Here is a 21,012-nt window from a genome sequence, read left to right on the forward strand (position 1 = left end):
GAATGCTGGAGTGAGCGTCGTTCTGCGAGGAGATGATGACGATGACCACGACCGTAGCTCTGACCGGGGCCAGTGTCCTGACATGCGACCGAGATGGAACCGTGCTGGCCGATCACACCGTGCTCGTTGGCGAAGACGGTTCGATCGAGGCCGTCGGGCGCGCCCAGCAGCTCGCTGATCGAGCAAGGACGGCTCAGCGTCGTATTGACTGCGCGGGCAAATGGGTCATGCCGGGGCTCATCAATGCCCATGCTCACCTCATGGCTGACGGACGTCCTCTGCCCAAAGCGTTGACGAACCCGGCGCTCGCGCGGGGGATCGTGGGGTTCTGGAAAACTCCGTTGGGGAGTCCCATGCTGCGCGAACGTGCGAGGGGATTTGCGGACGTTGAGCTCAACTCGGGTGTGACCACCCTCCGTGGCCTCGGTGAGTATGACAACGAGGCCGTTGTTTTGGGCCGTGAGAGCGAGTCCGGACAGTGGCTCGGCCCTCGCATCATGGCGTCAGGCCCACTGTTGGCCATCACGGGAGGCCATGGCGCGGAGCTGGGCGTCGCCCGGATTGTCGATGCTCCCTGGGAGGGACGCAAGGCGGTGCGTCAGAACCTGCGTCTGGGGGCTACGTCCATCAAGATTGCCGCGACCGGCGGGGTCACCGATGCGAAGGTCGTCGGGGAGGCCGGGCGTCCGCAGATGACGACCGAGGAAATGACGGCGATCTGCGAGGAGGCTCACTCAGCTGGCGTGCTTGTCGCTGCGCATGCCCAGAGCCCTGAAGGGGTGCTGAGGTCCCTCAAGGCGGGCGTCGACACCATCGAGCATGGATCGGCCATGACCGACGAGATCGTCGAACTATTCCACGACAATCCCAAGTCTCTGCGAGGTTGGTCGGCTTTCGACGCGACCCTGTTGGCCGCTGCTCCGCTGGTCGAGATCGACACGGAGATCACCGGCGCCAGCGAGGTCGTCAAGGAGAATGCCCGGATCGTGCTGGACTCGATGGTTCAGGGGATTCGCGATGCGATCACGAGCGATGTGGTGCTCGGATCCGGTTTGGATTCCTCGATGACCTTTACTCCCCACTACGCCATGTGGCGTGAGCTCGACCTCGTGGTGTCGCGCGCTGGGTTGTCCACGGCGCGGGCCCTAGAAGCCGTGACCCGGGTCAACGCCAAGATGCTCGGTCTGGAATCCGTGACGGGTGCGGTGGAGCCGGGTCTGTCGGCCGATCTGTTGGTGCTGGGAGCCAATCCTCTTGACGATCTCAAGGCACTTGAGGGAGTTGAGACGGTTGTCGTCAGGGGAAGCGTCATTGACAGCCCGGCGGTGGAGAGGTTCGGCGAGATCGACGAACTGCTCGACACCTTGCGCCGGTGACGACGTCGGCGGTGAGGCGAATAGATGGGTGACGCGGCCAGGCAGGTCGTCATGCGGGGGGCAGTTGAGCACGCGGTGCGGCTGCTGGCTCCTGCGGGGCCTGGCAGCGCGCCTTCGCTGGCGGCGTTCAAGGGGAGTCGGCTTCCCCTTTGGAAGGAACTGGGGTGCCTGCGTAGCACGTTCGGCAACTTTTCCCCGAAGGCGAATACGCTGGTCAGGCGACTGAACCGTGGGGTCTACCGGGTCTGTAACCGGCCCCAGAACACTGCTCCGATGGACCACCGTGGCCCCGTTGTCAGGACTGTCGGGATGGCTCAAACTTTTCTCACACCCTCCGAGGTCGACCAGCTGGTCGCCGACTACGAGGCCGGATCTGGCGTCCAGGAGCTTGCGGAGAAATACGGCATCCACCGCGCCACGGTCTTCGCGCACCTCCAGCGTCGAGAGGTCCCGAGGCGACGTCCGGGGCTCAAAGAGCAGGAACAAGCCGAGGCGGTGCGTCTGTCACGCGGGGGCATGTCGATGCGAGCCATCGGACGCCGGATGGGAGTGGACCGCAAGGCCGTACGCGTGGCGCTCGTGGAGGCCGGGGTGATCACTGACGTCCAGCTTGCGGCTGTCTAACGATGTGCGGACGCAACACTGCTCATGCTGGGAACAATGGAGTCCTGGCGCTGACATGCCTTCCGTTCAATGAGACGCGTACGCGCCAAGAGAATCAGGCTGACCGGCCCGATCCAGAGCATCTTGAACGCGCTCCACAGGCAGATGAAGACGAAGAGGTAGAGCCATCTTGGGCTACCCGCCTCGATGAGCACGGTGAGCCAATACGACACGACGATGTAGGGGACAGCTACCAGCATGGCGAGCGGTCCCCACTTCAGGCCTCGGCGCGTGCGGACACGGTCGGGGATGATGTTGCTGGGCAGGTACCGGCGCAACAAGGTCCGGGTGTGGATGCTGGCGATCCAAAATAGACGGAACACGGTGTTCTCCTCTCACGCACGTGCTTCGGCGGTGACGGTGCGTGGAGAGGGGCTCGGAAGCCTGCCGCAAGCGGCCCAGAGTGAAGGAGAAATCCGTCTTCCTCAAGTCTACGCGGGCGGATTCAAGTGGTCGTCGCAACACCCTGTTCGAAGGAGAGTTGATGGGACGCCCACCTGGATGGTTGAAGCAGCTGACGGGACGCTCGGCCATGATCTCGCCCGGGGCTCCGAGGACCAGACGCGGTATCGAACGGGAGTTCTGGAGGCGGATCGCTGAGGGCGCCTCGTCGGAAGACGCGGCCGAGCTGGTCGGGGTGTCACCAGTGGTGGGAAATCGCTGGTTCCGGCAGGGTGGCGGCATGGCCACGATCGCCCTCGCCGCCCCGGTCGGCCGGTACCTGTCGTTTGCCGAGCGTGAGGAGATCGCGATCCTGCATGAGCGTGGCGTCGGCGTGCGGGGGATCGCACGGCTGCTGGGCCGTGACCCGTCGACGATCTCACGGGAGCTCAGACGCAACGTGGCCACGCGCGGCGGCAAGCTCGAGTACCGGGCCTCGGTGGCACAGTGGAAGGCCGAGTTGATGGCCCGGCGGCCCAAGACGGCGAAGCTCGTGGCCAGCCCGGTCCTGCGCACCTACGTCCAGGACCGCTTGGCCGGGAAGGTGACAGCGCCGGATGGCACGGTCATCGACGGGCCGGCAGCCGGGCCGTGGTCGGGGCGCAACAAGCCACGCCGCGGGGACCGCCGGTGGGTCACAGGTTGGAGCCCCCAGCAGATCTCGCATCGTTTGAGGATCGACTTCCCCGACGACGAGTCGATGCGGATCAGCCACGAGGCGATCTACCAGTCCCTGTACATCGCCGGACGCGGGGCCCTGGAGCGCGATCTGGTCGCCACACTGCGTACCGGCCGGTCACTGCGCAAGCCTCGGGCGCGCTCCCGCAACAAGCCCCAGGGCCACGTGACCGCCGATGTCGTCATCGACCAGCGCCCCGCCGAGGCCGCGGACCGGGCCGTGGCCGGGCATTGGGAAGGGGATTTGATCATCGGGACCAACCGGTCGGCGATCGGCACCCTCGTCGAGCGTCGTAGCCGCACCACCCTTCTGGTGCACCTGCCACGCCAGGAGGGCTACGGGCAGCAGCCACGTGCCAGGAACCGGCCCGCACTGGCCGGATACGGTGCCCAGGCCATGGCTGCCGCGCTGGCAGCCACGGTCACCACGATCCCCGCCGGGTTGCGCAAGACGATCACCTGGGATCGGGGCAAGGAACTCTCAGCCCACGTCGGATTCACTGCCGCCACCGGCACCAGGGTGTTCTTCGCCGATCCTCACTCACCATGGCAGCGGCCCACCAATGAGAACACCAACGGGCTGAGCCGCCAGTACTTCCCCAAGGGCACCGATCTCTCACGATGGTCGGCGGATGACCTGGAAGCGGTCGCCCACACCCTCAACAATCGGCCCCGCAAAGTCCTGGACTGGAGAACCCCCGCGGAAGTCTTCGCCGAACAGATATCCTCAACCCAGGATCCCGGTGTTGCGACCACCGATTGAATCCGCCGCCGCTTTTTTAGGAACTCGTTCTCCAGTTTGACCTCGCGGAGTTCCTTCTTCAGCCGTTCGAGTTCCTTCGCCTCATCCCCTGTGAGGTCCTCGGTTCCCGGCTCCAGATGCTCGTTCCTGTACTTCTTGACCCATTCTCCGACGGTCTGGGCCACCCGGTCATACGATTCGGCGACCTCCTTGATGGTCCGGTGCTTCTCCACGACCTCGAGCACCACCTGAGTCTTGAACTCGGGGCTCCATTTAGATCCTGACATGATGTGATTCTACCTGATTCCCTAAACTCTGGTCTTTTCCAAGAGTCCGAGAAACATCACTCACTCCAGACCCCAGCCGAGCGGCTGGCTGCTTTACTGGAGCCCTCACAAGCACCGTTGCGACGATGACTAGAACCCAAGTGGTGTGATGCTCGGTGATGTCGGTCAACCACAACTGGTTGGGGCCCTCGGCACGAAACTGGCGCCGCACCAGATCATCGTGGACCGGCGGGCCCGGCTGTTTCCACGAGCCGTTCTTGACCGAGTGGAACGACCGGATCCGCTGCAGCTTGCACAGGCGATGGACCCGGTTCCCACCAGCGGTGATGCCCAGCTCGGGCAGGTCATCGGTGATCAATCGATAGCCCAGCCCGGGGTCTTCGGCATGCAGGTCGAGGGCAGCGTTGATCAGGTGCGCGTCGCGTCGCCAAGGCACAAGTCGAGGGCAGGGACCAGGCGCTGGAAACGGCTCGGGCTTGCCTCTACCCCACTGAACGACCAGGGGTGGAGGCACCCGCTCCTGCCGGGGCCGTCGGGACCCTCCTCTACACGTTTGACCGCGGATCAGCCCTCCAAGACGAGGTGGCGCGGCAGCACGGTGTCCGCCAGATGCTGGCATTCGAGAATCCGGGTCGTGCCGACGCGCTCGATGTGGACTATGAACCGGGCGCAATTCTGCGGTTGTCCCTGAACCTGCACCTGGACTCGCCCATGTTCGACACCCACCGGCGTTGGTTCGACGAGGTATCCGCCGCGACCGAGCGCCACAACACAACCGTGAGCACGCTCGTGGATGTGACCGAGGTGGAGCGGGTAGTGCGCGATTCGTTGACGGCCATGGGCTGCGCGGTAACGAGTTCGTCGGAAGCCTTGGCCCACATGGGGTTGGACTCCCTTCGCGTGTTCGCCCTGCGGAGGGCGCTCATGGATGCGTTGGGGTGCGACGTGCCGCTGGAAGAGTTGGGCCCGACGCGCACGATCACCACCATCTGCGCGGCAATCGTCCAGAGGTCGGAGGTCACCTCAGCCGAGCCCGCCGCGTCGCACATGCCAAGAGTCTTCCCAGCCGATCTGAGCGAGAGAGACCTGGCCCACCTGAAGAGGTTCGAACACTGGGGGCCAGACCTCAGCATCGTGCCCCTGTGGATACCAGCGGGTTCAACGCAGCAGCGAGCGGACCATCTGCTTGGTGAATTCTGGTCAAACCACGCTTGGCTCGCGCGCACGATCAAGAATCACCACTGGACAGTGGGAGACGGCACACCGCGAATCTGTCAACTGCAAGCCCTCGGGGTGGACGACTGGGAGGCTGTGCGGTCGGAGTTCAGCCCCCATCGAGCCTTGGCGATCATCGTGAGAGTGCCCCGTCTCGGTATCACCTTCTTGGTGCTGGACCACATCCTGTACGACCAAGATGTCCTTTACGAGCTCGAGACCGACTTCCTAGAGCTCAGTGCTGCGGGGTTTGGAGAGGCGTCGTCACAGGATGCTGGCGTGGGCGCCCTCGTGGCCTCGTCCTCATTTCAAGCGGCGGACCGAGCAACCGTGGCCCCCGGCGGGTGGCGGCTGGAGTTCTCGTGTCCGCCAGAGATGTTGTACGAGCGGCTCGCCGAGCATTTGCAGCGCTGGGGCAAGGCACATAACGTGAGGACGTTGCCTGTTGTCAAGCATGTGCATGGCGACCTACGGGCTCGTTGCGAGGGCGGTGATCGCCACCGTGTCGAGAACTGGACCTTCGACGTCGGATCGGCTCAGCTGCGCCGGTCGAGCCCGACCGAGTGGGCCGACGAGAGTCCAGTCGTCCACCTCTCGGTGGTGGAGGCTGATCCCCGGATTCCTTGGATCCGGCTCCTCGCCACCGAGATGGCATCCATATCCCCTCCATCGCCCGACGGGTCGTGTTCCGCCGATATCGAAGTCCTGCTGCAGCGAGACTACGCAGCGATCAGCGTTGTTTCCTGCAGCCATTTAGCCTCATGATGGATTTGTTCCCTTCGTCCTCACAGGAGAGAAAATGAGCCAAGGTTCACCCCTAGCGGCACGTGATCAGGCCAATCAAGACTTGGTATACATGCCCATGGACCCGGCGACCGCACGAGAGATTGCGGATGATTGGAAATACCCGGCGCCCTACGATTTCTACGACATGACGGCGGATCCTGAGGACTATCGGGAATTCGTTACCCCCGAACTGTGGCCGGAATTCTTCCTCCAAGTGCGGCAAGGCGGTCGACTTATCGGTTTCCTTTCCGGTGATTTTCCGGAAGGGGGCGATGGTTTGGAGATCGGGCTAGGGATGCGACCCGACCTTACCGGCGCCGGTTTGGGGCGCACCTTCATGAGGCGCAATTTGGAGTGGATCCGTCAGGAATACCCGGGCGTGGAGATTCGCCTGTCGGTCGCGTCATTTAATCTGCGGGGCATTAAGGTGTATGAGGCTAGTGGGTTCAAAGTTATTCGCCACTTCAAGCAGTCGACCAACGGCGGCGAATACGACTTCGTCGAGATGGAGCTCGGCGCGTGAAAAATCATTCGATCCCATCCATGACGGACCGTAAGTTAGTTAAGAAAACTGTATGACTACCACACCACGAATCCCGAAAAATGTGTTTTGGCGAGTAGCCGCAACGTCCGGCCTCGGAGAGCTCGCGCAGGGGGTGGCCGACGTTGCCCTGCCACTCATCGCGGTGGGCGCTCTTGGCGCAACTGGATGGCAGGCGAGCGCCGTGACCGCCGCCGAGTCAGTGGGATTGGTATTTTTCGGGCTCTTCGCGGGCGTAGTTGCCGATCGGTACAATCGGGTATCCATCATCACGACCGCCAACGTGCTGCGCGCCGTGGCGTTCCTCGTGCTGCCGATAGGGGGACTCTTTCACGTAGTGAGCATTCCTATGCTCATCATTCTGGGAGTCATCGCGGGTGCGTTCGGCATCTTCGCCGACACCGCGGCACAAGCGTTGACCCCCACCATCGCTTCAGAGGAAGAATTGTTGGCGCGCAACGCCCAGCTGCACGCCGTGGACTCGGCGACCCAAATCGGGGCCCCTGCGCTCGCAGGAGCGATGATCCAATGGCTAGGTAGCCAAGTCACAGCTGGCGTGACGTCCATCGGTTACTTCCTGGCGGCCGCCCCGCTGATTAGTTGCAGGAAGATCGACGCCGCCAGACTCCCCGGCACGGAAGCCCCCGTCGAGCAGCGGAACCTTTTGCGGGAGCTTAAGGGGGGATTCAGGGAGGTCTGGCACCAGCGTGAGCTGCGAAGCACCATCGCCTGTACGGCGACATTCAACTTTGCCTACGGGATGCTGCAGCCTCTGTTCTATCTTTTTCTGCTCCGGGAACTTAATGTCAGTGAGGGCATTGTCGGATTAATTCTCGCGATGGGCGGCCTTGGCTCTGTGCTGTCTGCCGTCTTCGCCGAAAGGGTGGTTGCAAGGATCGGGATTGGTGCCGCCATCTGGGTGCCGGCGCTCATCGCGGGATGCAGTATCGCGGCCCTGGCGTCACTCAGCCCGCGCACCGCTCTCGTTGTGGGAGGGCTTCTACAAGCGGTCCTGTCGGTTTCGGTCACCGTATACAACATCACTGTCTTCACGCTGCGTCAGGCCAGCACATCGCCGGACATCCTAGGTCGGGTCAGCGCCTCGAGCCGCGTGATCGTGTGGGGAACGGCCCCCTTGGGAAGTTTGCTCGCCGGCTCATCCATGGCGCTCTTCGGGATCCGCGGTTCCTTGGTCGCGTCAGGCCTGATTGCCTGCCTGTCCGCCCTCTGGATCCTCGTCTCCCCGATCCGAAAGGTGCAACACATGACGGAATTCCGACGTGATCACTGAAATCCCGAATTTGGCCGGAGCAACGTCAGCGCCTCCAGCTCCACGGCGTGTGCAGTACCGAAGCGACTGTCTGCTGCGCAGCGCTGGATTCCCGGTGGCAACGTTGCATGCTCTGCGCAGGCAACCGGCCGCCAACGTGCCTAAGTCCTCCACTAAGGCTCAAGACCTCGACGAACTGTTCATCGAGCAGGTTGCGCGAATTTGCCGAGAGACTCCTGTCGGGGAGGCGTTGGCGTGGCAAAACCCGGGCATCCTGCGGAACAATCTGACAACCCTCGAACCGGTCAACAACAGCAAGAACCGGCGCCGGGCAGACGCCCTGTTTGCCTATATCTCGCGCTACGTGGCCAAGAACGACACCATCGGATTCTTTGGCCCCCTTTGCTGGGGCACCATCGATCAGTCGACGCGCACGTCCTTCGTGGCCCAAGAGCCTGCCGTGGGGCAGCGTGAGATCTACTTCGAGTCTTGGGCGGTCGACGAGCTAGCCCGCGCCTTGGCCTCCGTTCCCGGCATCTTCCCTTACCTGCCCCTCGTGTCGCACGGAACAACCTCGAACGATTCGCCGCCCGATGGCTGTGATCCGAACGGTCTCGAGGCAAGAATCTTGACCCTTCAAGGAGCCTTCGGCTCCATCGGCGAGCTTGCCCGTCACCTACGAGAGGACGGTGGTCACGATTTCGAAGACGTCGCCCTCACCATTGCCGGGCTGGTGTCACGGGGACTCATGACCTGCGTCCCCACCCCGGACATCAACGAGGACGGCCTCCGCCGCCTAGAGGAATGGCTGGAGCAGGTTCCTGATACCGACGTCCGCCGGCGTGGTCAGTGGTTGCTGGAACCGTTCACGGCCTTGCGCGCAGAACTCGAACACGCGCGAGGCGACGCCGACGCTGTGGCCCGGCTGCAGGGAATGCTCGCGGACAAGTTCAGTGAACTGACAAGGTCTGACGCGTGGCGCCGACCAGGCGAGCAATACGCTGGCAGGGGCTTGGTGTACGAAGACTCGACACGCAACGTGGAGTTCTCCATTGGCGAGGACTACCTCAACGTCTGGGACGGGCCATTGGCCATCATGCTCCGTGCAGCCGATTGGTACGTCGACCTGTCGGGTCGCGCGTTCGAGAGAGTCGCCGATGAGGCGTTTACCAAGGCGACGGCAGATGCTGGCGTTCAGCAGCTTTCCTTGGAACGGCTCTTCTTCCTCCTTGCCGACCAGCTGGCCTATGGAGTTCGCGAGGTCCCGAGCTTCGTAGCCACCTGCCAACGGGAGCTGCAGGAGCGATGGGCGCTGATTTCGCGACGCGCGTCCGAGTTAAACGCCACCGACAACCTCCTCGCATTCGCCGAACAGCTGTTCCCAGCGGGGGCCGAGCCGTGGCCGGGTGCCCACACCCACTCACCAGACATCCAGCTGTTGGCTGAGCGACCTACCGGGCGGGGGGGTGCAAGCGGTTCTCGGGGAAATCCACGTGGCGATCAACAGCTTGGAGCAGCCAGCTTTCCTCAGGTTTGCACCCCATCTCGACAGAATGATCCACGAAGAGTTCGACGCTTACCCCTGCGGAAGGGTGCGGATGATCCCCCCGCGCTCCTCGAGACTCGTATCGTCACGCCTGTCCCCACCTGGAGCCTTCACACATCCCAGCTGGGTGTCTTGGACATGGGGTAGAACCCTTCCCTCTCTCAGCCGACCGCGGGTGGACGCCTCGGATCTGATCGTTAAGCGATCCGCATCGGATCGCTCGCTCGAGGTTGTCGGCCCAAATGTTCGCGTGCCTCTGATGATGGTCTTCGCCGACATGCTGTCCATGATTCTCGCCGGCACGTTCACCCTCCTTCCGGAGGAGGCCACTCTGGATCGCGTGGAGCTGGATGGGTTCGTGCTATCAAGGCGACAGTGGTCCATCCCGATCGGAACCTGCAATTGGCTCTCACAGCGCGTCCGAGTCCCCCGATGGGAGGCCTTTTGCGAGTGGCGGGTGGCGACCGGTCTACCGTCCCAGTTCTACTGGCGCGTCTCGGACACGGAGAAACCGCAGCTGATTGATGCGGCCATCCCAGCGTCCGTGGAACGGCTGGTGACCCGCATTCGGGACGCGGACGTCCATATGCTGCGGCTGACGGAAGCCCTTCCTTCGACCGACCAAGCGTGGCTCGCTTCGGTCGCCGGAGACAGGTTTTCATCCGAGGTCCGTCTCGTCGCACGGCTCCGTGACACCAGGCCTTACTCATCGCCCATGGGGGACGAATGCCCGTAACGAGCACCGGGGATTGGGGGATTGGCCTGTCAGGCTTTCCTCTCCATACGCTGCCCGTCAACCGGCTACAAGCCCCGCACCTCGTCGCCGCGAAGATGTTGGACGACGAGACGGAGGGCTATGTTGTTATAACAGTGGCGGGCGGCGTGACGACGAGTGCGCAGGCTGCCGCAAACTGGGGCGAGCTTCTGCTGCGGTTTCCCAACCTGCGAACCGAGTTTCTGCGCATCGGTCATCAGATGTATCAGCGGCTCGCGAAGGTCGATGACTGCGCGACTAGGATGTTCATCGCGCCGCACGAGCACGCCGCCCCCCATGCGGATTCGTTCACCCACCCCAGCATCTACGTGTGGGATCCCTGCAGCCAAGAAGCTCGGCTCTGGCTCCATCACGCGATCGTCGACAGTTTCACCATCGACTTGCTCAAGCGGGGGAAGGGGTGGACGGACTCACAGTCCTACCAGAGGTTCCTTGCCCGGGTGGCTGCCGAAACGGGCGAAGGGCACGGACCTGAGGAAGACCTTTGCCGTGTCCGTGTCCGTCATGCCGCTGGAAAGCAAGTGTGTGACTCGGCGGAAATGTCCGTGGAGGCGCCCGGACAGCAGGTGATCCAATCACAAGGCGCATTCAACTTCTGGTTCGCGTGCCTCTGCGATTCTTTGGCGGATCTTGGAGTGGCTGCCGGTGACAAGATCTTGGTTCCGATGTCTTTCAGAGACGTCTTGGGTGAACTGTATGGTGTACCTGGTCTGGCCATGGGCTCCATTGCGATCGATATCGCCCCCGAGGGCGCAAGCCCAGACAGTGTTCAGCGCGGATTGCTACGCGGCCTGCGGGAACGGTCAGACCGGCTGGTTCTGGCGGGCTGGAACTCCTCAGCTACTGCTGTTCCCTTGGAATTCGCCTATGACGACGCCGGTGCGCGCTTGGCGCGCAGCCGGAATCAGCCGAGCCTCGCAGGAATCGAGGTCATTCAACATTCACCCGCGAACTACTTGGTAGTGTGTTCCGCCGGGATGGGATTGGTGTTCACCGACTTCCGAACAGGGGATCTTTTCAGGGCGCTTGAGAGGTCGGCTCGTCGGCGAGGAGTCCTCCTCCGCCGTTCCGCCCCGCCCGCGCCCGCAGCGCTGCCCGGTTCGGTTGCCGGACAACGGCCACGGAAGTGAAGAGATGCTCGCCATCGACGGACCACCGGCCCATGGCCCGCCTTAGGCTCGGGCAATCTGCGCCTCGATCCGAGGATAGGCGCGCCAGAAATGTACCCCTTCCAGCATCGAATCGAATCGATGCCTCGTCGAAGTCAAGCCACGAATGCATGAGGGGAGACCACGCCTTGTAGAGGGCCTCCTTCCCGCTGAACAGCAGCCGATCCCAAGCGACGGTCGGAAATGCGGACAGAAGGAGGGCGATGTGCCGGCGCTCTTCGGCATTTGCCACCGCGCCCAGCACCCCGGGGGGCAGGGGCTCGTTTGGCTCCGCATCAATGCCGAGAGTCAACCACTGCTCGCTCAAGCCCACAGCTGCTGCGCGGAATCCCTCACAGTGGGTCATCGAGCCCACCGTTCCACGTGGCCAGACGGGGCCATGTCCATCCAGCGACAAGAGGGGCGGTCTGTGGTACCCGAGTTGCGCCAAGGCAGCCCGCGCGCACGCGCGGACCGTGACGAACTCATTGACACGGCGGGGCACGCAGCGCATAACGTAAGCGCGCTCGTCCGGGAACAGATCTTCGGGTAGATCGTCGCGGGCAATCTCCAGGACGATGCCCGGTGGGGTGTCGATCGCCATGGACTTAGCTCCTATCTAACTTAGCGATGTGGTCCCTTGACCACCCATGATGACCGGTCGCGGAGTAGGCAGAACCGCCAGGGAACACCGACGGCCCCGGGTCGCTCGGCCGGACCGGTGCCGCTCCGACGAGGGTGGTGGATCGCATGCGCTCGGCGAGGGCCACGGCCCGACTCGGGTCCAGGTCGTGGACCACGACCTCCTCCACGTGCCAACGCAAATCGCGGAGGAAGTCGACGACCTGGCGAGCGATGAGGCCCGCACCGATGATCGCGACGCGGCGGGCCATGCGGTCACCGATGAGCAGCTCGGCCGCCAAGACGCCGGACGCGGCTGTGCGGGCCGAGGTTTCTTGCGTGACCCCGGTATGTTGATGCGAACCCAAAAGGCTTGCGCACGCTGACGACATTGCGGAAACTGCCTGCATCTGAAGCTCCAAGGATGTGCGTACCTTGCAGCTCAACTTCAGAAATCTTCTTGAGAACGGCCACGCCTTGATTGAAACGAACGAACACGTCAGACCCGCGCTCAAGTAGCGGGCGAATTGATCTCGACGTATCACCCTTGAAATGTGTGACAACTTCACAGCTGCCGCTGCTATCGCGGTCCCAGAGGAAGATTGATACGCCACCCTTCGGACCATTCTGGGGAAATACCTCAGCAGAAATCGGCCAGTCAGAAATACGGCGAATTCGACCGTCCCCGAGCATGGTTTCTCGGAACTCGTCGAGTCCCTTGCCGCCAGTGAACCATCGTGAAGGGGTGATCATGAGCAAGAATCTCGGATCCAGCGCTTTCGCCTGCTCGACGAAGTGCTGGTAGATGGGGGTTGCGCTCGACCCGTTGCCACCGCCGTCGGAGAGCTGGTAGGGCGGGTTGCCGATGATGACGTCGAACTGCATGGTGTCTCCGAACAGCTCGCGGGTGCGGGCTTTGATGTCGTCGGTGTGGATGAAGGCGTAGGCGTGGGTCTCCAGCTCGTCGCCGCGCCCGTAGTCGTCCTCGCCTGCGCCGCAGTAGCGGCACTTGCGGTGGGTGTAGACGACCTTCTCGTCTCCGGTGAGTGGGTCGGTGCGGTATTCGCGTTGCCCGCCAGCCCAGGTGTGTTCGGTGCGCTGGAACCAGATGTTCCCGTCCTCGCTGTCGAACGATGTGGCGATCGAGTGGGGGCCGTTGGCGTACTTGGAGCAGTACACGGACCGGCGGGCCAGCAGTGCGGTGAGCTGGGTGATGCCGATGCCGTAGACCTGCCGGGTCAGGATGTGGTCGACCCGCTCCGCCCGATCCGGAAAAACTGAGGCCAGGCCGTCGGTGAGGCGTCGGGTGATCTCCCGCAGGAACACACCGGACTTGGTGAACGGGTCCAGGAACGTGACGTTCGGGTCGGCCCAGATGGCGGCGCCATCGTGGGCGTCGGCCCACCGCTGAGCGAGCAGGTCAAGCATGGCGTTGGCCATCTCGGGCGGGGTGAACACTTCGTCGTTCGAGAGATTCGCGATGCAGGTGAGCACGTCGGGATTGTGGCCGCGCAGCGCGAACGGGGCCTGGGTGATACTCATGCGGCGTTCACCTGCCCGGCCAGGTCCGTCACCGTCATCGTCGGGTACGTCGTCTGGGGGGCGAAGAGGTCGGCGCCCATGTCAGCGAACAGGGAGCCCTCGGCCTCCCATGCGGAGCGCTGGGTCAACTCGTCGTAGCGGAAGTCGCGGCGCTGGAACTTCCCCTTGCCCAGGTACCCCCATTCGGCGAACGTGATCGGACCACCCTCGGGGGTGGTCATGGTCAGGGCGTCACCTTGAACGATGTTCACCGCGAGGACGGCTCGGGCGGCGCGGGCCCAGTCGTCGTCCTCGTCGATGCCGAGGAACGCGTTGAACAGTGTGGCGAGGTTACTGCGGCACTCGGCGGCGTTGTCGGGCAGGAGTTCAATACCGTACGTGCACATCAACGCGAACAGAGCGTAGTGGCGCTTCTCGAACTCGCTCTTGCCGTGCTTGGCGGCCACGGTCAGGAGTTTGCGGGTCAGGACGGGGACGAGGAAGTTCCCCGACCCGCAGGCCGGTTCGAGGACCCGGGAGTCGATGCGTTCGGATTCTTCCTGGACGAGGTTGAGCATGTCCTCGACCATCCAGGAGGGGGTGAAGACTTCGCCGTGGTCGGCGACGCGCTGCTTGGACTTGACCAAGCGTTCGGTCTCGCTGGCGCTCATCGCCCCTCCTTCCGTTTCGGCCGGGTGCCTGCCTGCTCAGGGTAGGGGCCACCACCGTCATGTGTGTGCGGGCTGTCGCTGGCTGCGGCGCCGGTGCGCACCCACTCGTCGACCTCGGTGGCTTGGCACTTCCACAGGCGCCCGATCTTGTGGGCGGGCATGCCCTTGTCGGCGATCCACGCGTACACGGTGTCTTTGGTGACGCCGAGGTGGGCCGCGATCTCGTCTGTGGACAGCCAGGGCTCGCTCACGAGGTGCCTCCTTGGATCGGTAGGGGCAGCACAGCTCCAACCGGGCCCAGTCTAGCCGATCGGACCGTTTCAGATCGGGTTTGAACGGGAATCAACCGTGTTCGATCCCCGTCGAATGGGGTGTGAGTGCGAGACAATGGGGGTACGGAGAGGATCTTCCCGGGCAGCGCAGGAGCTGTCCGGCAGCGAGCGCCCGGGCCGATCCATGTCGAGACGGAGTCGTCTACCCGGGTGGTGGAGCCGGTGGCGTACACGTGCCTGCGGTTCATGCTAGTGCGGGAGGGCCGCCTGTTCGTGCACTCGCGCCACGGGACCGCTCACGCCCGGCCTGCGATGTTGGTGATTGTGTGCGCCGGAACGCTGTGTGGGGCGATCCCCGAGCCCAGCGCCACGGTGACCACCGCGTTCGTGAACTTGGACTACCTGCTGGACCAGCTCACGTGGCGGCTGAACGGGCTGCTGCGGGATCGTCACGAGGCCGAGCTGATCGCCGCCAAGGCGTTCCGCCACAACATGTGGGCCACCACCCCGCCCGCGCAGGCGACGTCCGACATGCTGGACCTGCTGGACCGCACCGAGGCCATCCAGAACGCCGGGGGTGGCTTCTACGACATCGAGGCGGTCTTCGCCGGGTTCCTGGCCGACCTGGTGCCGCTGATGCCGTACCGGGAGCTGCCCGGCGAGCCGGTCGTGTCCCTGGCGGGGGACGGAGTGGGCGGGAGGTTCCCCCCGCTTCGGCCTGAGATCGTCGCCGTAGGGGACGCCATACAAGCCGATCTGTCCCGCAGGTGGTCGCTGACCGACATGGCGCAGGTCGCCCACATTTCCGGGCGGCACCTGGCCCGCGTGTTCAACGAGTCCTACGGGCTGCCGCCGGTGCAGTTCCTGGCGGCTCTTCGCGCCAAGGAGATGGCGCGTCTGCTGCGTGAAGAGCCAGGATGGTCGGTGGAAGCGGTGGGCCGCCAGGTCGGCTGGGAGGGCCGCTCGCATGCCCGCCACCAGTTCGTCCGCGAACTCGGGCTCTCGCCCGATGAGTACCGGCGGCGGGCTCATGGTCTGGATCTGGCCACACCTGGACCGGAAACGGACGAGAACACCCCCGCCCCCTCGTAGAACCCAGTATCGCGTTGCTATGAGTGAAGGATGCGTCAGGTGTCACGCCGGGTCCCTGACGGCCAACCCCGCCAGCGACCCCCAGCGCTGGGCACCCGTTTCACAACTGTACTGACCGTCACCATCTCGCAGGACTCCTCGGCGCACCTCATGGCCACAGCCCCACCCCGGGGCACAGGCCCTGAGGCGGGAGGAGCGCGAGATGACGTCACGAGGAGAGGACCAGCAGGCGGCCCGTGAGGCACGCCTCGACGAGTTGCACGACAAACTCACCGCGGCCGTCGACCAGCTGGTGTCCGGTGAGGACTGGAAGCGAGCGCTGGCGTTCGCCGCGAACTTCCGCTCGCGCAGTTTCAACAACACGCTGCTGATCTGGGCCCAGCACGCCGCCGCATTCGAGCGAGGCCTGGTCCCGGAGCCGACACCGTCGTATGTGGCCGGGTACAAGCAGTGGCAGGGCCTGGGCCGCCAAGTCCAAAAGGGCCAGCCCGGCTACCAAATCATCGCTCCGGTCACGGGACGTTTCGCCTCGGCGAACCCGCAGGATGCCGAGTCGTGGCGCAGGCTCGGCAAGTTCGAGAAGCCCCGGCCCGGTGAGACGGTGCGCTCAAAGATGGTCGGGGTGCGCCCGGCCTACGTATGGGACGCCTCCCAGACCGCAGGCGACGACATCCCCAGCCCGATCCGCCCGCACCTGCTGGAAGGTGAAGCCCCCAACGGCTTGTGGGAGGGGCTCGCCGCGCAGGTGAAGGCCGCCGGGTTCACTCTGGCCGAGGCCGCGTCGGCCTCGGAGATTCATGGGGCGAATGGGGTCACCGACTACCTCGCCCACACCGTGACCGTCCGGGCGGACATGGATGCCGCGGCCCGGGTCAAGACGCTGGCCCACGAGTTGGGGCACGTCCTCATGCACGACCCGGACAATCAGGAGGCTCGCCAGCACCGTGGCATCGGCGAGGTCGAAGCTGAATCCGTCGCCCTCATGGTGGGCGCGGCTCACGGCATGGACACGACGAGCTACACGATCCCATACGTCTCCACCTGGGCCGCTCAGGTGGACGGACGCGAGCCTGCCGAGGTCGTCAAAGCGACCGGAGAGCGGGTCCGGTCGGTCGCGTTGAAGATCCTCGACCAACTCGACACCGCGCAGGTCGGCACTGGCACCCCGCCCGGACTCGAACGCGACACCCCCACCCGTGATGCCGTACGGCAGACGGTGGCTGCCGACCACGCGGCACCGGTGCCGCGTGAGCCCGTGCTCGCTGAGGCCAGGAGCCTGTGATGGCTGGCCTGTCCGCGTTCACGCAGACGCTGATGCACATGCCGCCGGAAGCTTCGACGGGTGAGGCGGCGTTGGCGCTGGCATCTGCTGGTATCCCCGTGTTCCCGGTCGCGGTGGCTGGGAAGCAGCCGGTGACCCGGCACGGCTTCCACGACGCCACCACGAACCTCGCTCAGATCCGCCGGTGGTGGTCCGCGACTCCCGGGGCAAATATTGGGATGCCGACCGGTGCCGCCTCAGGTCTCGTTGTCGTCGACGTCGATGTCCACGGGCCTGCCAACGGCTACGTCGCCCTGGACCGCGCCGATCGTGCCGGACTGCTGGACGGGTGGGAAGCACTCGTGCGCACCCCTTCGGAGGGGCTCCACGCCTACTACCCGGCCACGCCGGGCACCGAGCAGCGGTCGTGGCAAGTCGCACGGGCAGGCATCGACTTCCGCGGGGACGGCGGCTACATCATCGTCCCGCCATCCAGCCGAATCATCGACGGCGAGCGCTGCGTCTACCGGCTGGAGCAGGTGACCCGCGACCAGCCTCAGCCCCTGGATGCGGGGCGGCTGCGCCGATTCCTCGATCCACCACCACCGCCGACGCACGGCTCGCAGTCGCAGGTGATGGATCGCGGGGTGGATGTTGAACGTCTCGCCGCCTGGGTGGGGCGTCTTCAAGAGGGGGAACGCAACCACGGATTGTTCTGGGCAGCCTGCACCATGGCCGAACACCACGTCCCGCCGGGGCAAACACTCGATGTCCTCACCACTGCTGGTGGCCAGGCGGGACTCTCCGTGCGTGAAGTGACAGTGACGGTGCGTTCGGCCTACCGCACTGTCACCGCCACACCCGCCAGCCCCAGTGCGTCGGCGGCGTTGGAGCACTCGCCACCCAGGACGGCAATCCCGGCGCGGAGCCTGCCATGAACACGCTGCCCGGGCACCGCTGGGCGGTGATGACGGCGGTCGCAGCGACTGTGTTCATCGCCGCGGGCGCCTTCTGGCTCTCCTTCACCTCGCTCGCCGACCTGGCGCGACGCTCGGGAATCGGGGCGGGGCAGGCGTGGGCGTGGCCGCTGATCGTGGACGGCATCATCGTTGTCGCCACGGTCGCGGTTGTCGCCCTGGCCGGAACCCGCACCTCCTGGTATCCCTGGGCCCTGCTGATCGGCGGGGCCAGCGTCTCGGTGACGGCCAACGCGATTCACGCCGTCATCGCCGCCGACGCCGACGTCCCCAGCATCCTCGCGGGCGCCGTTGCCGCGGTCCCTCCCGTCGTGCTCCTGGCCATCACCCACCTGACCGTCATCCTCACCCGACCACCCGAACCTCACGCCACAGCGGAGCCTCCCGATGCTGTCCGCACGTGGCGCGACGTCGACGACGCGACATCGGCCGATCCGGTGCTTCCCTAAGCCCTGCTGTCACCAGAGCCAGCGTCCGACGAGCCCGGCAGCGCACCCCCGCCCGGCGGTGACGGCCTTGGCTTGGAGCCCTCGGCGGATCGACGAGAGCACGCGGCGGCCCTGCGCGATTTGGGGTGGTCGAACAAGCAGATCGCCCGCCAGCTTGACGTCCACCCCTCCACGATCGGCCGCTGGCTCACCGCCCACACCGACACAGCCGCCCCAGACGACGTGTCTGCCGACGAGATGGACACGACCAGCACATCCGAAGGCCTGATTGATCAGGCCACCAACCACGAGGAGAAGTCATGAGTACTGACGAGCAGACCCCCGACCCCATGGTCGGGGACATCGCAGGCGCCGCTGGAACACCAGACGCCATCGAAGCCAGCCACACCACCCGCAAGGCCGATCCCGCCGTCGACCCGGCGCTCAACCGAGAGCACCGTGTGGGGCGCGGGGTGGAGTGGGTGCGCCCCACCGACCTGATGGCCCGCACCGGCTCGCGCATGGCGGGCGCGGGGATCGACTTCCAGGCCGACATGGCCCGACGATCCCGCCACGCCGCCACCACGAGCACACGCGCCCTGGCCCTGCGGGCGCGCAGGCTCCCGCCGGTCTCCGCGTTCGGCCGCGGGCACGCGGACCGCGCGACCACCCGTGACGCGGTCGGCATCCCCTGACCCCGACCGGCCCGACCCGCAAGGGCGCCCGTTGCCCCACCCTCCTGGAGGTGTGGGAGCTGGTGCGCACTTACGGGTCAAGGAGGTGCCAGCAACCATGACCACCACGATCAAGAACCCGGTACAGGGCGAGGACTTCACGACCAGTGAGGGCCTGCGCCACGTCCTCGTCCGGCTCCACGCGGCGGGACCTGCCAGCTGGGAGCACGACCCCACGGCCGCCAGCCTCGTCACCTTCGCGGCCGACAAGTATGCGGGGCTGGCCCGCAAGCATGGGCTCGACCCGTGGGAGGCCGCCAGTGCCGCCTTCGAAGCGATGCGCAACGCTTCCACCCGCACGGCGCGCGACCCCTGGGCTGTGGTCACCCGCGCCGTGCAGATCACTTGCGTTGCCGAGGAGCGCGGCCAGGGCCTGCTGTGCTCGACGCATCAGGCCCGGCGCCGCAAGTACGAGGATGTCCACGACCCTGAGCGGATGTCGGACCGGGAGACTCCACTGTCGGACTATCACCCGTCCTTCCACGTCTACGACCACATCGACGACCCCGACACCGACGATAACCGTGACGGCACGGAGCCCCAGGCCCGGGAGTTGTCGACCCTGAGCGCGGTCGATGAGTGCGTCGCGTTGTTCACCGGGCTCGGCTGGCCACCCGACACGGCCCGCACCGCGATCCACTACGTGACCACAGCCCTGTCCAGGACTCGCTCGCGGATGTCGGCCTACGAGGCGCTTCGCCACGACAAGCACGCCCTGGCGTTCCTGGACCTTTCGCGCGACACCTGGGCGGTCCTGCTCCACGCCCTGCTCGGGAATCCGCACCCCGCCTTGCAGGCCACGCCCGCCGGGCGCGGGATTCTCATGCGCCTGGTCATCGGGGAACCTGTCTGCTCGATCCTTCACGATGATGACCTCGTCCTGTCCATCGCGCTGGCAGCCCCGGGCAGGGCCAGGTGAGATGTCATGGGCGCCACCGACGGGCACATCGAACTGGAACGGACCGTGAGTTCGATCCAGATCGGGGCACGCCACCGCCACGATCTCGGAGACCTCGACGCCCTCGCGGCCTCGATCCAGAAGTACGGGCTGCTCCAGCCGATCACCATCACCCCCGACGGCATCCTCGTCTGCGGAGCCAGACGACTGGCCGCGATCAGGAAGCTCGGGTGGGACACCGTCCGAGTGTGGGTGCGCTCAGGTATCTCGGACCCGCTCGCACACCTGTTGGCCGAGCAGGACGACAACGTGCTCCACAAGTCGCTGACCCAGCTGGAGCAGGCCGCCCTCTACCGGGAGATCACCGACCTGCTGCGCGAGGACGCCGAACGACGCCAAGAAGCGACCCGGTTCTCCCGTGAGCATCAGCCCGGGAACGACGGTCCCGCAAAATTTGCGGGACCGTCAGACTCTTCTGGGGAGCGCAGGAAGCAGGCCGCCGACATGATCCCCGGCGGCGCCTCCTACGCCACCCTGGACAAGGTCACCTGGCTCCAAGACGCCGCCAACGATCCCGACCAGCCTGAGCACGTCCGCCGCCAAGCCGCCGACGAGCTGGAGCACATCGAGCAGGGCGCGCCCGTACATCCGGCCTGGCAGCGCGTCCGCGACCTCGCCACCACTGCCGCCACCTCCCGCTCACAGGACGCGGCACGCCTGGCCGCCGAGGCGCTCACCAAGCTCCAGGCCGAACAGCGCGCAGGCAAGAAGCGTTCGGCCAAGACCAAGCCGAAGGCGCCCGTCGTTGAGGATCGGGAGGCGTGGCCGCCGCGCACGTTCGTCCACACCTGGCAGTCCTTCACACCTGGCTGGTGGGACCACTTCGACGTCGCCGCCCTGGTCGACAAGCTCACTCGCACCGAGATCGACGAGTTCTTCACCTTCGTCGACGAGGCCACGGCCTTCGCGGACCAGATCCGCACCGCCCTCACCAGCCCCGCAGACGTCGAACAGCGGCCCCGGCTCACGGCCATCTGACGCGTCGGGGTGCACGGCGCACCTGCCGGTC

The 21,012-nt window shown here is 65.2% G+C and carries 23 protein-coding genes and 2 pseudogenes; 17 read left to right on the forward strand and 8 right to left on the reverse strand.

From position 1 onward, the window contains the following. Positions 1-41 precede the first annotated feature (41 nt). Both PALO_RS02770 and PALO_RS12295 read left to right on the forward strand, forming a co-directional pair. A complete protein-coding gene (locus PALO_RS02770) occupies positions 42-1,376 on the forward strand; it encodes a metal-dependent hydrolase family protein (RefSeq protein WP_041710218.1) in 1,335 nt (444 codons plus the stop codon). A gap of 309 nt (positions 1,377-1,685) precedes the next feature. Further along, entirely contained in the window at positions 1,686-2,000 is a 315-nt protein-coding gene (locus tag PALO_RS12295) for a helix-turn-helix domain-containing protein (protein WP_144010470.1), read from the forward strand. On the opposite strand, the gene PALO_RS02780 is transcribed toward PALO_RS12295, so the two are convergent. Beyond that, the gene (locus PALO_RS02780; RefSeq protein ID WP_015582324.1) at positions 1,997-2,362 is read right to left on the reverse strand and encodes a hypothetical protein; all 366 of its coding nucleotides are present in this window, start codon (positions 2,360-2,362) and stop codon (positions 1,997-1,999) included. The two genes, PALO_RS12295 and PALO_RS02780, sit on opposite strands and share 4 nt — an antisense overlap. A gap of 161 nt (positions 2,363-2,523) precedes the next feature. Between PALO_RS02780 and PALO_RS02785 the strand changes: the two genes are divergently transcribed. Further along, on the forward strand, positions 2,524-3,921 hold the full coding sequence (locus PALO_RS02785; RefSeq protein ID WP_015582325.1) for an IS30 family transposase: 1,398 nt from the start codon (positions 2,524-2,526) through the stop codon (positions 3,919-3,921). A gap of 107 nt (positions 3,922-4,028) precedes the next feature. Here PALO_RS02785 and PALO_RS13125 read toward each other — a convergent pair. Continuing rightward, positions 4,029-4,187, reverse strand: a pseudogene (locus PALO_RS13125) (transposase); the annotation flags it as partial. Between the two features lie 142 nt (positions 4,188-4,329). Further along, positions 4,330-4,608, reverse strand: a pseudogene (locus tag PALO_RS12770) (IS3 family transposase); the annotation flags it as partial. Positions 4,609-4,796: 188 nt separating this feature from the next. Here PALO_RS12770 and PALO_RS02795 point away from each other — a divergent pair. From PALO_RS02795 to PALO_RS02820, 6 genes are all read left to right on the forward strand, one after another. Next, positions 4,797-6,167, forward strand: coding sequence for an acyl carrier protein (locus PALO_RS02795; RefSeq protein WP_144010469.1), 1,371 nt, complete (start codon positions 4,797-4,799; stop codon positions 6,165-6,167). A gap of 91 nt (positions 6,168-6,258) precedes the next feature. After that, positions 6,259-6,711: a GNAT family N-acetyltransferase gene (locus PALO_RS02800; protein WP_238137865.1), complete on the forward strand. Its 453-nt coding sequence runs from the start codon at positions 6,259-6,261 to the stop codon at positions 6,709-6,711. Between the two features lie 52 nt (positions 6,712-6,763). After that, positions 6,764-8,020: an MFS transporter gene (locus tag PALO_RS02805; RefSeq protein WP_080634291.1), complete on the forward strand. Its 1,257-nt coding sequence runs from the start codon at positions 6,764-6,766 to the stop codon at positions 8,018-8,020. Positions 8,021-8,114: 94 nt separating this feature from the next. Continuing rightward, entirely contained in the window at positions 8,115-9,692 is a 1,578-nt protein-coding gene (locus tag PALO_RS02810; protein WP_041709974.1) for a lantibiotic dehydratase, read from the forward strand. A 112-nt stretch (positions 9,693-9,804) separates the two neighbouring features. Further along, the gene (locus tag PALO_RS02815; protein WP_041709976.1) at positions 9,805-10,281 is read left to right on the forward strand and encodes a hypothetical protein; all 477 of its coding nucleotides are present in this window, start codon (positions 9,805-9,807) and stop codon (positions 10,279-10,281) included. Beyond that, positions 10,272-11,450 carry a hypothetical protein gene (locus PALO_RS02820; RefSeq protein ID WP_015582330.1) on the forward strand — a complete coding sequence of 393 codons (1,179 nt, stop codon included), beginning with the start codon at positions 10,272-10,274 and terminating at the stop codon, positions 11,448-11,450. The genes PALO_RS02815 and PALO_RS02820 overlap by 10 nt, the downstream gene beginning before the upstream one ends. Here the strand turns inward: PALO_RS02820 and PALO_RS13130 are convergent. The 5 genes from PALO_RS13130 to PALO_RS02845 are packed head-to-tail and all read right to left on the reverse strand — an operon-like array spanning position 11,338 to position 14,532. Then, on the reverse strand, positions 11,338-12,072 hold the full coding sequence (locus PALO_RS13130) for a 4'-phosphopantetheinyl transferase family protein (RefSeq protein WP_015582331.1): 735 nt from the start codon (positions 12,070-12,072) through the stop codon (positions 11,338-11,340). The two genes, PALO_RS02820 and PALO_RS13130, sit on opposite strands and share 113 nt — an antisense overlap. 4 nt (positions 12,073-12,076) lie before the next feature. Then, a complete protein-coding gene (locus tag PALO_RS02830) occupies positions 12,077-12,391 on the reverse strand; it encodes an ornithine cyclodeaminase (RefSeq protein WP_015582332.1) in 315 nt (104 codons plus the stop codon). Further along, on the reverse strand, positions 12,366-13,631 hold the full coding sequence (locus tag PALO_RS02835) for an Eco57I restriction-modification methylase domain-containing protein (RefSeq protein ID WP_015582333.1): 1,266 nt from the start codon (positions 13,629-13,631) through the stop codon (positions 12,366-12,368). Before PALO_RS02835 ends, PALO_RS02830 begins: the two co-directional genes overlap by 26 nt. Then, positions 13,628-14,281: an N-6 DNA methylase gene (locus PALO_RS02840; protein ID WP_015582334.1), complete on the reverse strand. Its 654-nt coding sequence runs from the start codon at positions 14,279-14,281 to the stop codon at positions 13,628-13,630. The genes PALO_RS02835 and PALO_RS02840 overlap by 4 nt, the downstream gene beginning before the upstream one ends. Next, the gene (locus PALO_RS02845; RefSeq protein ID WP_015582335.1) at positions 14,278-14,532 is read right to left on the reverse strand and encodes a helix-turn-helix domain-containing protein; all 255 of its coding nucleotides are present in this window, start codon (positions 14,530-14,532) and stop codon (positions 14,278-14,280) included. The genes PALO_RS02840 and PALO_RS02845 overlap by 4 nt, the downstream gene beginning before the upstream one ends. 243 nt (positions 14,533-14,775) lie before the next feature. On the opposite strand from PALO_RS02845, the gene PALO_RS02850 reads away from it, so the two are divergent. The 8 genes from PALO_RS02850 (at position 14,776) to PALO_RS02880 (ending at position 20,981) form a co-directional block, all read left to right on the forward strand. Next, positions 14,776-15,645: a helix-turn-helix domain-containing protein gene (locus PALO_RS02850; RefSeq protein WP_238137864.1), complete on the forward strand. Its 870-nt coding sequence runs from the start codon at positions 14,776-14,778 to the stop codon at positions 15,643-15,645. A gap of 202 nt (positions 15,646-15,847) precedes the next feature. Next, positions 15,848-16,927, forward strand: coding sequence for an ArdC-like ssDNA-binding domain-containing protein (locus PALO_RS02855; protein WP_015582337.1), 1,080 nt, complete (start codon positions 15,848-15,850; stop codon positions 16,925-16,927). Beyond that, positions 16,927-17,844, forward strand: coding sequence for a bifunctional DNA primase/polymerase (locus PALO_RS02860; RefSeq protein WP_015582338.1), 918 nt, complete (start codon positions 16,927-16,929; stop codon positions 17,842-17,844). The genes PALO_RS02855 and PALO_RS02860 overlap by 1 nt, the downstream gene beginning before the upstream one ends. After that, positions 17,841-18,332 carry a DUF2637 domain-containing protein gene (locus PALO_RS12775; protein ID WP_238137863.1) on the forward strand — a complete coding sequence of 164 codons (492 nt, stop codon included), beginning with the start codon at positions 17,841-17,843 and terminating at the stop codon, positions 18,330-18,332. The genes PALO_RS02860 and PALO_RS12775 overlap by 4 nt, the downstream gene beginning before the upstream one ends. 72 nt (positions 18,333-18,404) lie before the next feature. After that, complete coding sequence (locus PALO_RS12780; protein ID WP_238137862.1) at positions 18,405-18,635, forward strand: helix-turn-helix domain-containing protein; 231 nt, start codon at positions 18,405-18,407, stop codon at positions 18,633-18,635. Then, complete coding sequence (locus tag PALO_RS11545) at positions 18,632-19,006, forward strand: hypothetical protein (protein WP_015582339.1); 375 nt, start codon at positions 18,632-18,634, stop codon at positions 19,004-19,006. Before PALO_RS12780 ends, PALO_RS11545 begins: the two co-directional genes overlap by 4 nt. 97 nt (positions 19,007-19,103) lie before the next feature. Then, the gene (locus PALO_RS02875) at positions 19,104-19,964 is read left to right on the forward strand and encodes a hypothetical protein (protein ID WP_015582340.1); all 861 of its coding nucleotides are present in this window, start codon (positions 19,104-19,106) and stop codon (positions 19,962-19,964) included. Positions 19,965-19,970: 6 nt separating this feature from the next. Then, on the forward strand, positions 19,971-20,981 hold the full coding sequence (locus tag PALO_RS02880) for a ParB N-terminal domain-containing protein (protein ID WP_015582341.1): 1,011 nt from the start codon (positions 19,971-19,973) through the stop codon (positions 20,979-20,981). Positions 20,982-21,012: the final 31 nt, after the last annotated feature.

It is taken from the genome of Cutibacterium avidum 44067 (assembly GCF_000367205.1).
In the GTDB taxonomy this organism is placed as follows: Bacteria; Actinomycetota; Actinomycetes; order Propionibacteriales; family Propionibacteriaceae; genus Cutibacterium; species Cutibacterium avidum.